17 protein-coding genes and 1 tRNA gene are annotated in these 12678 nt (G+C 66.9%); 12 read left to right on the top strand and 6 right to left on the bottom strand.

The window, feature by feature from the left end; translation table 11 throughout:
- Positions 1-81: 81 nt before the first annotated feature.
- The 5 genes from ACZ3HV_RS26450 (at position 82) to ACZ3HV_RS26430 (ending at position 2822) form a co-directional block, all read left to right on the top strand.
- Positions 82-540 carry a helix-turn-helix domain-containing protein gene (locus ACZ3HV_RS26450; RefSeq protein WP_465687696.1) on the top strand — a complete coding sequence of 153 codons (459 nt, stop codon included), beginning with the start codon at positions 82-84 and terminating at the stop codon, positions 538-540.
- A gap of 1 nt (position 541) precedes the next feature.
- Complete coding sequence (locus tag ACZ3HV_RS26445) at positions 542-733, top strand: hypothetical protein (RefSeq protein WP_465687694.1); 192 nt, start codon at positions 542-544, stop codon at positions 731-733.
- On the top strand, positions 733-1092 hold the full coding sequence (locus tag ACZ3HV_RS26440; RefSeq protein WP_465687692.1) for a VapC50 family PIN domain-containing toxin: 360 nt from the start codon (positions 733-735) through the stop codon (positions 1090-1092). Before ACZ3HV_RS26445 ends, ACZ3HV_RS26440 begins: the two co-directional genes overlap by 1 nt.
- 565 nt (positions 1093-1657) lie before the next feature.
- Positions 1658-2035 (top strand): hypothetical protein, encoded by a 378-nt coding sequence (locus ACZ3HV_RS26435; protein ID WP_465687690.1) that lies wholly within the window; start codon positions 1658-1660, stop codon positions 2033-2035.
- The gene (locus ACZ3HV_RS26430; RefSeq protein ID WP_465687688.1) at positions 1998-2822 is read left to right on the top strand and encodes a hypothetical protein; all 825 of its coding nucleotides are present in this window, start codon (positions 1998-2000) and stop codon (positions 2820-2822) included. Before ACZ3HV_RS26435 ends, ACZ3HV_RS26430 begins: the two co-directional genes overlap by 38 nt.
- Positions 2823-3092: 270 nt before the next feature.
- Here the strand turns inward: ACZ3HV_RS26430 and ACZ3HV_RS26425 are convergent, their stop codons facing one another.
- Positions 3093-4445 carry a tyrosine-type recombinase/integrase gene (locus ACZ3HV_RS26425; protein ID WP_465687686.1) on the bottom strand — a complete coding sequence of 451 codons (1353 nt, stop codon included), beginning with the start codon at positions 4443-4445 and terminating at the stop codon, positions 3093-3095.
- Positions 4446-4533: 88 nt separating this feature from the next.
- A tRNA-Lys gene (locus ACZ3HV_RS26420) sits at positions 4534-4606 on the bottom strand.
- A 134-nt stretch (positions 4607-4740) separates the two neighbouring features.
- On the opposite strand from ACZ3HV_RS26420, the gene ACZ3HV_RS26415 reads away from it, so the two are divergent.
- The 3 genes from ACZ3HV_RS26415 (at position 4741) to ACZ3HV_RS26405 (ending at position 7358) form a co-directional block, all read left to right on the top strand.
- Entirely contained in the window at positions 4741-5403 is a 663-nt protein-coding gene (locus ACZ3HV_RS26415) for a hypothetical protein (RefSeq protein ID WP_465687684.1), read from the top strand.
- 128 nt (positions 5404-5531) lie between these two features.
- On the top strand, positions 5532-6518 hold the full coding sequence (locus tag ACZ3HV_RS26410; protein ID WP_465687682.1) for an ArsR/SmtB family transcription factor: 987 nt from the start codon (positions 5532-5534) through the stop codon (positions 6516-6518).
- A gap of 198 nt (positions 6519-6716) precedes the next feature.
- Positions 6717-7358: a G5 domain-containing protein gene (locus ACZ3HV_RS26405; protein ID WP_465687680.1), complete on the top strand. Its 642-nt coding sequence runs from the start codon at positions 6717-6719 to the stop codon at positions 7356-7358.
- Here the strand turns inward: ACZ3HV_RS26405 and ACZ3HV_RS26400 are convergent.
- Together ACZ3HV_RS26400 and ACZ3HV_RS26395 are read right to left on the bottom strand one after the other, a co-directional pair.
- Entirely contained in the window at positions 7353-7871 is a 519-nt protein-coding gene (locus ACZ3HV_RS26400; protein WP_465687678.1) for a YceI family protein, read from the bottom strand. The two genes, ACZ3HV_RS26405 and ACZ3HV_RS26400, sit on opposite strands and share 6 nt — an antisense overlap.
- 84 nt (positions 7872-7955) lie before the next feature.
- The gene (locus ACZ3HV_RS26395; RefSeq protein WP_465687676.1) at positions 7956-8540 is read right to left on the bottom strand and encodes a TIGR03086 family metal-binding protein; all 585 of its coding nucleotides are present in this window, start codon (positions 8538-8540) and stop codon (positions 7956-7958) included.
- Between the two features lie 51 nt (positions 8541-8591).
- Between ACZ3HV_RS26395 and ACZ3HV_RS26390 the strand changes: the two genes are divergently transcribed.
- From ACZ3HV_RS26390 to ACZ3HV_RS26375, 4 genes are all read left to right on the top strand, one after another.
- Positions 8592-9011 (top strand): MarR family winged helix-turn-helix transcriptional regulator, encoded by a 420-nt coding sequence (locus tag ACZ3HV_RS26390; RefSeq protein ID WP_465687674.1) that lies wholly within the window; start codon positions 8592-8594, stop codon positions 9009-9011.
- Between the two features lie 76 nt (positions 9012-9087).
- A complete protein-coding gene (locus tag ACZ3HV_RS26385) occupies positions 9088-9978 on the top strand; it encodes a hypothetical protein (RefSeq protein ID WP_465687672.1) in 891 nt (296 codons plus the stop codon).
- Positions 9979-10033: 55 nt separating this feature from the next.
- On the top strand, positions 10034-10543 hold the full coding sequence (locus tag ACZ3HV_RS26380) for a sigma-70 family RNA polymerase sigma factor (RefSeq protein WP_393153744.1): 510 nt from the start codon (positions 10034-10036) through the stop codon (positions 10541-10543).
- Positions 10540-11202: an anti-sigma factor family protein gene (locus ACZ3HV_RS26375; protein WP_465687669.1), complete on the top strand. Its 663-nt coding sequence runs from the start codon at positions 10540-10542 to the stop codon at positions 11200-11202. The genes ACZ3HV_RS26380 and ACZ3HV_RS26375 overlap by 4 nt, the downstream gene beginning before the upstream one ends.
- Positions 11203-11574: 372 nt before the next feature.
- Here the strand turns inward: ACZ3HV_RS26375 and ACZ3HV_RS26370 are convergent, their stop codons facing one another.
- Both ACZ3HV_RS26370 and ACZ3HV_RS26365 read right to left on the bottom strand, forming a co-directional pair.
- Complete coding sequence (locus tag ACZ3HV_RS26370; protein ID WP_360366541.1) at positions 11575-11814, bottom strand: hypothetical protein; 240 nt, start codon at positions 11812-11814, stop codon at positions 11575-11577.
- A gap of 98 nt (positions 11815-11912) precedes the next feature.
- Entirely contained in the window at positions 11913-12614 is a 702-nt protein-coding gene (locus ACZ3HV_RS26365; protein ID WP_360366539.1) for an ArsR/SmtB family transcription factor, read from the bottom strand.
- Positions 12615-12678 lie beyond the last annotated feature (64 nt).

The raw sequence follows: 12678 nt of genomic DNA, 5'->3' as shown, positions 1-12678 counted from the left end.
CGGTTGCGTTTGCTGCGTTTATTGCGGATACTTCAGTTGTCGATCGCTGATGAGCGCCAGCGATCCACAGGAGGAGTAGCTATGAGTACCGCAGAACTTGCCCCCGTACGCCCGGACGCCGCTGAGGTCAAGGCGGCCGACGTCGCTGTGCGCCGTGTGAAGCGCTACCTGTCAACCCACGCGGACGAGCGCGATATCCGCGTGGTGGTCGGCGGGGACCCAGACGACACTCTGTCTCTACCGCGGGGTGCTGTAGAGCTCCTGGCGCGGATCCTTGCACACATGGCGGCCGGCCAAGGAGTGTCGGTGGTCCCTGCCCACGCCGAACTCACGACTCAGCAGGCGGCCGATCTGCTGAACGTCTCCAGGCCCTACCTCATCGGCCTGCTGGATGCGGGTGAGATCGAATACCGGAAGGTGGGGAAACATCGCCGCGTGCGTGCAGCCTCTCTGATGGACTACAAGCGCAAGGACGACCAACAGCGCCGCGAAGTCGCCGACGAACTGACAGAACTCAACCAGGACATGGGCCTGTACTGACGTGCCGTTCATCGTCATCTACGACGCCAACGTTCTCTACCCAAACAGCCTGCGCGACCTGCTCATCCGGGTCGCGCAGGCCGGTTTAGTCCAGGCCAAGTGGACCGACCGGATCCTCGATGAGACCTTCCGTCATCTCAAGGAGAATCTCCCGACCTCGACCCAGCCAAACTCGATCGCACCCGGGATCTGATGAACAAGGCGGTCCGGGATGCGCTCGTCACCGGGTACGAACCACTGATCGAGGTTCTCGACCTGCCGGACGTCGACGACAGGCACGTACTTGCCGCCGCGATCAAGGCTAACGCGCAAGTGATCGTCACCGAGAACACGAAGGACTTCCCGCCTGAGAAGTTGGCATCGTGGAACATCGAGGCTCAGGCCGCAGACGACTTCGTGCTCGACCTCATCGATCTCAACCAGCAGGCGGTCTACGCCCAAGTCCAACGCATGGCCGACGCCTGGAGAAACCCGCCCGGCACAATCGAGGACGTACTCAGCTCCCTTGAGCACATCGGCCTGATCGGAAGCGTCGCCGCTCTGCGAGGCTGACAGCGGAGGGTCATACTCTTTGCTTCTGTCGGAGTGGGCCAGCGGACGGGGGAGTTGTAGCGGCGGCGTGGAGCCATTCGTGAAGCGAACTGCTCGATCCGGATGAGAAATTCGGGCACCAGAGATAGGTTCCTTGCAACGAATCACGCCTGAAGACGGCAGATGTGACGGTGACCTTCCTCCTCGTAATGAGAAGGTCGTCGGTCCGATTCCTACAGACGAGTCCACCCAAGCCCCAAGGGCAGGACCATTCCCCAGCGCTGGGGGTTCCGTGATCGCCGGCCGCGTTGATCGTCGGTCGAGCCACTGCTGATGATCCGCGCCGCCGCCGACCATTGCTTCGAGGTGCGAGGTGGCCTTTCAATGCCGAGACTCTTAGGCATGGTGCATAGCAGTGCGTGACGCCGTCGGGATTGCAGGGCTTGCTGTTGTGAGGTTCGCACGAGAAGGCATACGCCGACTCGTTCACCGGAACGCCCAGCTGCACCATGCGCACGATGAAGGCGCACTTGGCGCATCGGCGGCTACGGTGCTGATGGGCACATAGTCGTAGGGAGGCTTCGCCTTGACCATTTACGCCATCGACACCGACCGCCACGCTCTCGTCGCGGTCTGGGGGACTGGTTCCGGTGACGTCGCGGCGACTGTCGCACCCGTTCCACGGAATGTTCAGCTCACGCAGGCGCTCGACCTCGCCAACCGACTGACGGCGCTATCGAAGACGCTTTGGCGCACCTACACCGATCCGGGAACGACCGCCGATGGCCTTGACGAGAACAGTGAGGGCTGGCGCCGCGATCACGAGCGCCAAGCGTTCGATGCAGTGCACGCGGCACTCACCGAGCCGAACTTGCCGACGGGCGAGATGCTCATGCGGTCCTACATCCTCGTGGAGGAGACGGCACATGACGCGGGGCCGCGCGTTGCATGCCATCGGGGATAAAGAGTTCACGGCTGCTGTTACCGCCGATGTGGATGCGGAGCTGCGGGCGATCGAACGTGCCGAGCTCGGCGACCTGACGGACCGGGCGCGTCAGGCGGTGTTGCTTGACCGCGCAGATGCATCACCGTCTCAAGTTGCGGCCGCGACCGCCCTGTTCGAGGACAACCCGTTCGGTGCTGACCAGCTGTTCACCGACTTCGACCCGACCGCCGCGGCCGTCGTCGCAGCGCACTGGCTTGCTGCGGCCGCGGACGTGGTGGGCGAGCGGATCGGAATCGACCCGACACAAGTCGTGGAGGAGGCCGACAACATCGAGGCGTTGCCGGTGACGACCCCAACCCTGGTCCTAGAGCGGGTCGCCAGCGGCGAGAGGGTGCACGATGTTGACGTCTCGCTGGTGCGCGGCGCGATGGCGGCTCGCGCCGGCGAATTGCCTGACCTCGACGCTCTGCTTGCGCAGGTCACGGATGCCGAAGCTCGCGCCGCGCAGGGCGGTGATCGTGCGGATGAGATCCGCGAGGCGCTGATGCCGCGCCGAACGACACCACTGGACCCCACCCGGCCGGCTCGAGACCTCCTTGAGGACCTGCTCGCGGGAATTCATGGCTGCTGGCTCCTGTGGCTAGAGCACGGTGACCAAGACGATGGCGACGAGCCGGATGATGTCGACATGGAGGGCGTGGCTGACCAAGAGCAGGATTACGAGGCCGAGGACGAGCGGCTCACTGACGCGTTTCTCGACGCCGTGCGTGAGCAAGCTGCGCGGGACGCGAGCAGGCTCGGGTAGCTATTCGTCACGCAGCAAGCGTCAGCTCTGCGTCGGACGTGCCTGTCAAAGCTGCTACCCGAGAACGGAGTCGTCGATCCGGGTGACGAGCGTCCGGGGCTAGGTCGGGCAGCGAAGTGCTCCAGGGCGACCGCCTTGGACGATCACGAGCACCTGCGGAATCCGACAGCAGGCGGCCAGGGCGGTCTCGCCAGACGGCCACCTGTTACGAAGCGATGTCCGGTAAGGACAGCACTGGACAGGGAGGCTGAGTTCGAACTGCGCGCGGCGTCATTTCGCGCCGCGAGCGCCAGGCCGGGGCACACGGCTCGCTAGCAGGCCGGCGGCGCGTTTGTCTGACTCTGGGACGAATGCGGCGTAGACGCGGAGGGTGGTTGTTCCGCCGCCACCGTGGCCGAGGCGGCCCGCCACGGTGCGGATGTCCACGCCTGCTGCGATGAGTTCGGTGGCCGAGTAGTGGCGAAGGGCATGGAGGTGGGAGTTGATGTCGAGGCGCTCACAGAGTCGCCGGAATCGGTGGGTGATTCCGTCCGGGTTGCATGGGGCGCTGTGGTCCGGCTTGTACGAGAAGATGAATGCCGATCTGACCGGCTTCACGCCGAGCTGGCGCATCCTCGTTGAATACTCGTCCCAGAGTTGGGTCATTCCAGCCAGCGTGTAAGCGTCCAACGCGATCCGCCGTTGCTGATGGTCCTTGGTGTCCTTCAGCATCTTCTTGCCGTTGCGGACGACGTAGTTGTCATCGACAACCAGGGTTCCGATGCGCTGTTCAGCGTCCTCAGTTCGTTCGTCGAAGTCGATGTCTTCGAATCGCCTAGCGAGGATCTCGCCGCGCCGCGGCCCGGTGATCATGGTTAGCCAGACCAGCATCCCCCACGCGAAGTCTTCTTCGAACGCCCCCTCGACCAACTCAGCTGCCTCCTGTGGCGTGGGTGGTTTCGGTTTCGGTGGCTTCTGCTTCGGCTTCCTGGCCACATTCGCGGGATTGGTGTCGATCCACTCCCACCTGACGGCAAGGTCCAGCGACCCACTGATCACTGCGTGAATCTGTCGGATGCTCGATGCCGCCATCGGCTTACATGTGTGCGGCTTGAATTCGATCACTGCGCAGCCTGCCGACGCGCAGTCGTGCTCAGCCGCCGCCTTCGCCGAGGGGCGGCCCGGCTTGCGGCGATGCTTCACGACTCGACACTCGTGAGGACGCGTCGTTCGGTGGTCAACCAACGACTTACCTTGGCAGATCACCGAGCATTTGCGGAGCTGTGCGTAGAACTTCTCCAGGATCTGGGCGCTGACCCGACCGGCCGGCACATCGCCGAGATGCGGTCTGATGCTGCGCGCGAAGTAGCCACGGTATCGATCGATCGTCGTGTCGTCGCCATCGTGCTGGTCGAGCCAGGTCTCGATGACGTAGCCAAGTGTGGCCTTGGTTGCCGCGTTCCGCTGGCGGTCGACCTGGGCTTGGAGCCGGGTCTTGATCTCGTCGACCTGCTTCTCGTCCCTGGTCGACTCTGTCAGGTACGTATCTCTGCCCGTGACCGGGTCTCCGCCGGCGTAGACCATCACCTGGAAGGAGTTGCCGCGCTTGCGCACGTGGCCGCGCTGGCGCTTCTTCGGAGGCATGGGCTTAGTCTCGTCATTGACAGAACCATTGACAGAGGCTCCATCTAGAAGCCTCTGACCTGAGGTGAACCTGCAGGTCAGAGGCTAGTAGGCCCCGTGGGACTCGAACCCACAACCCGCGGATTAAAAGTCCGCTGCTCTGCCAGTTGAGCTAGAGGCCCTCTCACGAGGGTGAGGGGAACAGTGTGTCAGGTTTGTCGAGGGGATTGGGCGGCGGGGGGCTGACGGGTGATCACTGTTCGGAGCGGGGTGGTCGGCGTACTCTCGGGCTCAGGGGGGAACAGGGGGCACGAACATGGGGGTTGTGGAGCGGGCGGCGATCCTCGGGGTGCATCGCGAGGTGCTGGATGCCTGGCGGGAGATCGTGGGGCAGGCGGGCACGATGGGGCTGGCCGATCGGATCGTGATCGGGGTCAAGCTGAAGGCGCGGGCCGACGCGTTGGCAGCGTACGAGGGGCTGGTTCGGGACGCGGGGGACCTGGCCGGTGATGCGGGGGCGTTCGCGAAGGCGGTACGGACGCAGAACCCGCTGACTGCCGTGTGTTGCGGGGTCGGGGTGGCTGCCGGGGGGCTGGGGTTCTTCGGGTGGTGGTCGTTCCAGGCGCTGCAGCACGCGTTCACCTCGGACGCGGAGGCTCCGGGGATGGCACAGACGACTGTGGCGCTAATCGGCGTTCTGACGGTGGCGGCGGGTGCGGTGATCATCGGGGTCGTGCGAGCTGCGGTGGTTGCTGCTCAGGCCGGGCTGCAGGCGCTCGAGATCTTCGGTGTCAACGAACACCCGTCCGCGGTGATGCTGCGCGAGGTGCGGCCGGCGGAGGAGCGGCTGTTCGCGGTGTTTCAGCAGCGGGTTCCGGATCCACCGATCAGCGCTGTGCTGTTGATTGTGCTGGCGGTCGGCGGTCTGGTCGCCGGGATCGTCGTTGCGGCGCTGGCTGGAGTGGGCGCAACGAGCTGAGCGGCGGCGCGCGCCGGTTCAAGCTGTCGTTTGACCCTTAGGGTGCCTACGCTGTGTATGCACACAGTTCAAAGCGGTCACGCTGGGGGTGTCGACTGGCGTGCTGCTTCCTCGGGGGAGGAATGACGATGGGTTTCCGGATCCATTTCGGCTGCGCCGATCTGGCGCGTACGACGATCGGTCGCGAGCCGGATCCGTTGTGGGAAGTGCTGCTCGGCATGCACATGTTGCAAACCGACGACGAGCCGGCGGTGTTCGGTCCGTGGCGTCAGCGGACCCGGGCCCGGCTCACCCCGATGGAGCGCGAACTCCTGGTACTCGCGCCACCCGTCGGCTACTCGCCCGACTTCCTCACCCCGGCCGAGTCCGCCGACGGCCTCGACGCCGGGCTGGCCGCGGTCGCGGCGACACCGAAGCGCCGGCTGCACGAGGAGCTCAGCCAGCTGGCCGAGCAGGTCCGGCTGCCGCGCTGGACCCGCCGCCTCGCCGTCGGCGATCCCGACGTACTGGCGAAGGTCTGTCAGGGCCTCAAGCACTTCCACCGCACCAAGATCGCGCCGCAGATGCCGACGATCGCCGGCATGGTCGACCGCGATGTCAGGCTGCACAGCAACACCGTGACGACCGGCGGCTTCGAGACGCTCGCGAAGACATTGCATCCGGCCCTGCAGTGGGGTCCGCCCGTACTGCACGTCGACATGCGACACATCGAACGCGACCTGTACCTCCGCGGCCGCGGCATCCGCCTGGTCCCGTCGTTCTTCTGCTGGCGGCACCCGATCATGCCCGCCGACTCCGACCTCCCGCCGGTCCTCGTCTATCCGGTTCAACACGACCCGGCCGGCGCCGAGCCGACCGAGCAGTGCGCCGATCCGGAGCGCGCTTTGGCTGACCTGCTTGGGCGTACGCGCGCCGCCGTACTGCGGACCATCTCCGCCGGAGCCTGCTCCACCAGCGAACTGGCCGCGCGGGCCGGCATCTCGCTCGCCTCAGCCAGCGAGCATGCCCGCGTCCTGCACCGCACCGGGCTCGTCACCACGCGCCGCGCGGGCAACGCCGTACGGCACACCATCAGCCCGATCGGCACCCACATCCTCACCGGGACACACGGCTGACTCACCGGGACACGGCTGACTCACCGGTACGCACGGCTGATTGAGCAGTAGGTCACGAAACCACTGCGGTTCGTCGCGGATCCGCGCCGACCCCTCGCGGCAGATTGCATCAGGATGATATGGATCTGACTTCGTCCGGGACGTCCGGGCGCTGACAATCCCGCCGCGGGGGGAACCGACGGCGGGTTGGGGGGAATCGTGCATTTCATTCGTGCTGCGCTGGCACCGGTCGCTCTGGTGGCCGTCGGCGCACTCGCCACCGGCTGCGGATCACCATCGGGTACGTCGAACGCCGGCGAACCGGCCGCGATCGCGAGCATCCGGGTCACCACCACACCGGCATCGACGCCGGCCGCCACCCCGACGCCGACCACGAAGGACACCCCGACAACGACCGCGACCGCGAAGAAGCCGACGACGACCACGAAACGGGTCGTGGAGTTCCGCACCATCCCGTTCAAGAAGAAGACGGTGACGGACGACTCGATGCCGAAGGGCGACAAGACCATCCGGACCACCGGGGTCAACGGGACGCGGCGGCTGACCTATGAGGTCACGTACGTGGACGGCGTACAGACCACCAAGGAGTTGCTGAAACAAGAGGTGGCCAAGCAGCCGCGGACGCAGGTGACCGCGGTCGGCACGAAGGTCGAGGAGGAGAGCGGGTCGTCGGGCTGCGATCCCAACTACAGCGGGGCTTGCGTCCCGATCGCGAGCGATGTCGACTGCTCGGGCGGCAGTGGCAACGGACCGGCGTACGTTCGCGGCCCGGTCACTGTTGTCGGCGTAGACATCTATGACCTCGATCGCGACGGGGACGGGACCGGCTGCGACTCATAGCCGGCGGATGGCGGTGAGCTGGAGGTCGAGGGTCACGTCCGGGCTGACCAGGATCGTGGTCACGGCGTTCCAGTTCGCCCGCCAATCCCTGCGGTTGATCGTCTGTGTCGCCTCGAAGGTGACGTCGCCCGTCAGCTTGAACGGGATGGTGATCGAGTGCGTGACGCCCCGGATGCTCAGGTCGCCCTTGACGTTGAAGGTCGTCTCCGTCACCTGCTCGACTCTCGTCGACGTGAAGGTGATGGTCGGGTACGCCGCGGCGCCGAGGAAATCCTTGCTGAGTTGAGCATCCCGCCGCTTGTCGCCGGTCTCGATGCTGTCCGTCCGGATCGACAGCCAAGCACTCGACCTCGCCGGGTCATCGCCCTCCAGGTGCGCGCCGCCGTCGAACGTACCGAACTGTCCGCGCACCCTGGTACCGAACCGGTGCCGGGCAACAAACCCAATCCGCGTCTGCTCCGCGTCGAGCACGTAGTCGCCGGTTAGTTGACTGAGTCTCGTCGTCGTTGTCATGCCAGTACGACGAGATACCGCCACCGACTGTCAGGCGGTTGCGCGCTCTTTCTCGGACCGCACCGGCGCCTCCGGACCGGATGGCTAGGCGGGCCAGTGGGGGGAGCGGCCGAGGTGGGCGACGATCTGGTCGAGGCGGTCGTTGCCGGGCCAGGGGATGTCCGGGGCGAAGGCGGCGCCGGGGGTGAGGCGGGGTTCACCGGTCGGAACGATTTGCGCGACGGTGTGGGCGGCTTCGAGGAGGTCCGGGGTGAAGGTGACCGTGGTGTCGAGGGACTTGGCGACGTCCCAGCTGTGGACGACGTAGTCGATGAAGTGGAAGCTGATCGCCTGGTGGCCGGGGAAGGAGGCGCCGAACTCGTGGAGCGGGAACTGGCGCTCGGTGACGCCGTCTTCGGCGAAGGCGGCCAGGACGTGTTCGGCGGAGGTGATGTAGGCCTTCACCGGGTCGTCGCCGAGGTCGCGGAGCTTCCAGATCTCCGCATTGTCTTCGCCGCGGGAGGCGGCCGCGAAGCCGTAGTGCTGGGTGGCCATGTGGGCGAGCAGGCCGTAGAGGGTCCAGGCCCGGCACGGCGTCGGCTTGGACAGGTCGTCGGAGGTGGCGCGTGCCACCAGGTCGATGCTGGCCCGTACGGCGTCGGCGTCAAGGGATACGTAATCAGTAGGCATGCGCTTATCGTATGCGCGAACATATGATTGCGCCAGTGTTATCTTCCGCTTGTGACCGATGAGCGCCCCGACCTCGCAGCGATGCTGTATCCGCTGGTGCGCGCGCTCATCGCGGAGGAGATGCCTGTACTCGCGACGCACGACGTCTCGATGTGGGGTTACTCGGTGCTCACCGCGCTGGACGAGACCCCCGTGCGTACGCAGGCCGCCCTCGCCGAGGCGATCGGTGCGGACAAGTCACGTATCATCGGCACCCTCGACGAGCTCCAGGACGCCGGCCTGATCGAGCGCACCCCGGACCCGGACGACCGCCGGGTCCGCCTGCTCTCGATCACCACGCAAGGCCGTCGCGTACGCCGTGCCGTCCGCAGGGACATCCGCGTCCGCGAGGACCGCCTCCTCGCCAAGCTCACACCCAAGGACCGCGAAGCCTTCCTCCGAGCCCTCCGCCACCTCCACGACACCCGCTGACGTTCAACCCCGCGATGGAGCCGGTTCCCCCGCGGGAGGGATCCGTACGGCGACCGCACCCAAACAAACTGTCCGCATGGCAACCATCGTGGAGACACGCACCTCGGTGCCGACCGCAGCCCTCATCTGGGCAGCGTCGTACGGATGCCTGCGCGTCTGGTTCGCCACCGGCCACGCGCCAACCTGGAAGCTCCCGGGTCGCGACCTCCTGATTCCGGACTGGATCGCAGTAGCGGGTTGCCTGCTCAGCGCCGCCGCCGTGATCGCCCTCCGTCGACAGCCGAAGTCCCGACTGCTCATCGCGACGTTGTGGGCCCTCGCAGCCGGCTGGGTGGCAGTGGCCGGATTCGCCTTGCTCGACGTGGTCGGTGGCCTGCTTCCCGGCCTCGGGATCCCGTTCGATCTGCCCGGGATGCTCAGCCGATTCACCGCACTCGGAGGCGCGGCCCTCCTCGGGAGCACAGCCCTGGCTTACCAGCGACGACTCGACCCGACATGCATCCGCTGCACAGGCCAGCCGCGTCCCACCACAACTCCGCACTGGCCGGCGTGGCTCGCCGTAGCAGGCTGTCTGACCCGCCTCGCTGCCCAAGCGGCGGTCGGATTCGACATCACCCCGTACCAAGGCGGCCTCTCGATGATTATCTTCGAAGGTGGCTTCCTCCTGGCCGGAACCGCCTTGCCCCTGTTGCTCGTCTACCGCCTCGGCCGGATCTTCCCGCGCTGGATGCTGCTCCTTCCCGGTGCCGGACTGGGCGCGGGCATCACGGCGTACTTCGGGGTCGGACTGCTCCAGATGATCGTCGCCGCACTCCAAGGCAAACCTGTGTACGGCGACGTCGGCCTACCGGACGCCTTCTTCTGGGTCGCGGTGCCGGCCTATCTCGTCTGGGGCCTCGGCCTCAGCATCGCCGCCTACGGCTACCACCTCCGCACCCGCAAACCCTGCACGGGCTGTGGACTGTGATTTGATCCTGTACAGAATGGTGGCGAGAACAGTAGCCAAGTGAGCAGGAGCGCCGATGGCCGATGACCGGGCGGCGCTGTTGCGTGAGCTGCATGATGTGCATGCGCCCGCGCTGTGGCGGTTCGTCGTCCGGTTGACGGGTGACGATCGGCTCGCGGAGGACGTCGTCCAGGAGACTCTGCTCCGGGCGTGGCGCCGGCCGCAGATCCTGACCGAGGACGAAGCGGGGGCCCGGGCCTGGCTGTTCACGGTGGCGCGCAATCTCGTCATCGACGACCGGCGCAGTGCCCGGGTCAGCCGCGAGGTGGCCAGCGGCGACCTGCCGGAGAACCCGAGCGCCGACCACGCGAACGCCGTACTGGACGCGTGGCTGGTGGCGGAGTCGCTGGCTCAGCTGTCCGAGGAACATCGGCAAGTGATCGTTCGTGCGTACTACGGACGCCGCACCGTCACCGACATCGCCGAAGAGCTGGACATCCCGTCGGGCACCGTGAAGTCGCGGCTGCATTACGGGCTGCGGGCGTTGAAGCTCGCGCTGCAGGAGAAGGGGGTGACGAGCCAGTGAGCGACCCGTACCGCGAATGGGACGCGGCGTACCTGCTCGGAGCGTTGTCGGCGAAGGACCGACGCGCGTACGAGGAGCATTTGCAGACGTGTGACGAGTGTTCGGCCGGCGTGGGATCGCTGGCCGGGGTGCCCGGAACGCTGGCCGCGCTGCCGGCCGACCGGGCCCTCGCGACCATCAACGACGCCCCGCCGAACCTGTTGCCCGACCTGGTCCGCACAGTGCAGCGCGACGTACGCCGCCGCCGCGTGCGGCTCGGCGTAGTGATGACCGGAGTCGCCGTGGCCGCGGCCGTGATCGGCGCGGTGATCGCGATCCCGCTCACCCGCGAGCAGCCGCAGGGGGACTACGTCGTACTCGCGCAGACCGTGGCCAGCAAGCTGTCCGCGGATGCCCGGCTGGTCCCGGAGCGCTGGGGTACGACGATCGAGATCAGCTGCCGGTACGACGAACTCGCAACGCCGAGCGAACGGGCCCGAGGCTACGAGTTGTACGTCACCGACACGTCCGGGAAGTCCCAGCTGCTCGCGAGCTGGACAGCGTCACCGGGGACGACGGTGAAACCCGCGGCGACCACGAAGTTGCAGCGCAACGAGATCCAGGCGCTGGACATCCGCAGTTCCGAGACCGGCCGGGTCCTGCTCGCCGTGCACTTCTGATCACTGTCGGCGTGATTGCCGGTCGGCGCGTGGGGCACTTGGAAGTCACGAGTGACGGTCGCTCGAGAGGCCGCCGATCGAGACCCCGGTGTTCAGGGACGTGCACCGGGGTCGCCCCTGCCCGGGCACCAGGACGCCGTACGCAAAGAATTTCCGTCGATCCTGTAACACTCGGCCCGTCACCGGCGATACACCGTGTGTAACGCCACTGAGGATCCTGTCCCAGGTCAACCGCCCGAAGGGCCTGGGGCGGGGTTCTCGTTCGCCGCCCAGGCGCCCCGGCCGCGTTACGCACGAAGGCCCCCGGAGGATTCCTCCGGGGGCCTTCGTGCTGTTATCCCCTCCTCAATTCAACGCACCGACCTCGGCGCGCTACGACGCTCGTTCGGTCGGGCCGTCCGACTCCGGCAGAGCGATCCGGTCCGCCGGCAGGCGTTCCGTCCGCTCGTTTCCGTCGTCGCCCTCGTACTGCACCAGACCGGTCCATCCCGTCTCCTCGTGCTCGCGGCCGATCAGCCAGCCGCGACGCCACTGGCCGTCCGCATGGACGACCACATGGCTGGGCAGAGGGAGGCGGGACACCAGATCGGTGCCGGGCTCGAACTCAGTCATGGCCGAAGGCTAGGTGGTTTCCGCGCTGCGCGCCTCCCCCCGGCGCGTCATTCTCACGGCATTCATACCTTCCCCGCCCCACCGCCCCAGTCGGCTTCTCAGGGCTGCAACTCCCGGACAACGCCTACCGGCAAGCCAAACTCACGCACCGAGCCGCTCACCTTCAACGCCCGCCCGCCAGGGATGTGACGAACCCAACCCTGATCCAACGCATGCGCACACAAAGCAGCACCGACAGCGCCGGCGAGGTGCGGCCTTCGCTCGGTCACGTCCAGACATGACCGTACGGCGGGCCGTCCGCGCCGCGGCTCGACCACGATGCCGAGCTCGTCCAGCCACGCCGTACCCGACGGTGTCAGCGCGATCCCCTCCGACCAGTCGAGCAGCCCGCGCTCCGTCATCGCGTCCGCGAGCGCGACGCCGAGTTTCCCGGCCAGGTGGTCGTAGCAGGTCCGGGCCCGGGCGAACGCGTCCCGCTTGCTGACCGCGGCCAGACTGTGCGCAACCTCGGTACGCCGTGGTGCGAGCGCCGAGAGTCCTTCGATCAGCTCGGCCGTGTCCGGACCGGCGAGTTTCACGTACCGATGCCGGCCCTGCCGCACCTCGGTCAGCAGACCGCCGTCGACGAGCAGGTTGAGATGCTCGCTGATCGTCGGCCGCGACACCTTCGCCACCCGGGCCAGCTCGGTCGCCGTCCACGCCCGTCCGTCGAGCAACGCCACGCACACCGTCGCCCGCGTCCCATCGGCCAGCATCCGGGCCCAAGCAGCCAGCTCCTGTCCCTCGGTCCGCGTGCTCATGCATCCCATCATGCCGTCCCGACAGTTCGGTCCGGGCCGAAGCGACCGCCGCCTAGCGTCGAAC

It is taken from the genome of Kribbella sp. NPDC020701 (assembly GCF_055562215.1).
This window is presented reverse-complemented; position numbering and strand designations above follow the sequence as displayed.

Bases quoted from the DNA above. Each gene is read 5' to 3' on its own strand.
- ACZ3HV_RS26400 (WP_465687678.1), bottom strand. From the start codon at position 7,871: ATGACAACGACGACGAGACTCAGTCAACTAACCGGCGACTACGTGCTC.
- ACZ3HV_RS26410 (WP_465687682.1), top strand. From the start codon at position 5,532: ATGGGTTTCCGGATCCATTTCGGCTGCGCCGATCTGGCGCGTACGACG.
- ACZ3HV_RS26415 (WP_465687684.1), top strand. From the start codon at position 4,741: ATGGGGGTTGTGGAGCGGGCGGCGATCCTCGGGGTGCATCGCGAGGTG.
- ACZ3HV_RS26395 (WP_465687676.1), bottom strand. From the start codon at position 8,540: ATGCCTACTGATTACGTATCCCTTGACGCCGACGCCGTACGGGCCAGC.
- ACZ3HV_RS26370 (WP_360366541.1), bottom strand. From the start codon at position 11,814: ATGACTGAGTTCGAGCCCGGCACCGATCTGGTGTCCCGCCTCCCTCTG.
- ACZ3HV_RS26385 (WP_465687672.1), top strand. From the start codon at position 9,088: ATGGCAACCATCGTGGAGACACGCACCTCGGTGCCGACCGCAGCCCTC.
- ACZ3HV_RS26450 (WP_465687696.1), top strand. From the start codon at position 82: ATGAGTACCGCAGAACTTGCCCCCGTACGCCCGGACGCCGCTGAGGTC.
- ACZ3HV_RS26430 (WP_465687688.1), top strand. From the start codon at position 1,998: ATGACGCGGGGCCGCGCGTTGCATGCCATCGGGGATAAAGAGTTCACG.
- ACZ3HV_RS26425 (WP_465687686.1), bottom strand. From the start codon at position 4,445: ATGCCTCCGAAGAAGCGCCAGCGCGGCCACGTGCGCAAGCGCGGCAAC.
- ACZ3HV_RS26380 (WP_393153744.1), top strand. From the start codon at position 10,034: ATGGCCGATGACCGGGCGGCGCTGTTGCGTGAGCTGCATGATGTGCAT.
- ACZ3HV_RS26440 (WP_465687692.1), top strand. From the start codon at position 733: ATGAACAAGGCGGTCCGGGATGCGCTCGTCACCGGGTACGAACCACTG.
- ACZ3HV_RS26365 (WP_360366539.1), bottom strand. From the start codon at position 12,614: ATGAGCACGCGGACCGAGGGACAGGAGCTGGCTGCTTGGGCCCGGATG.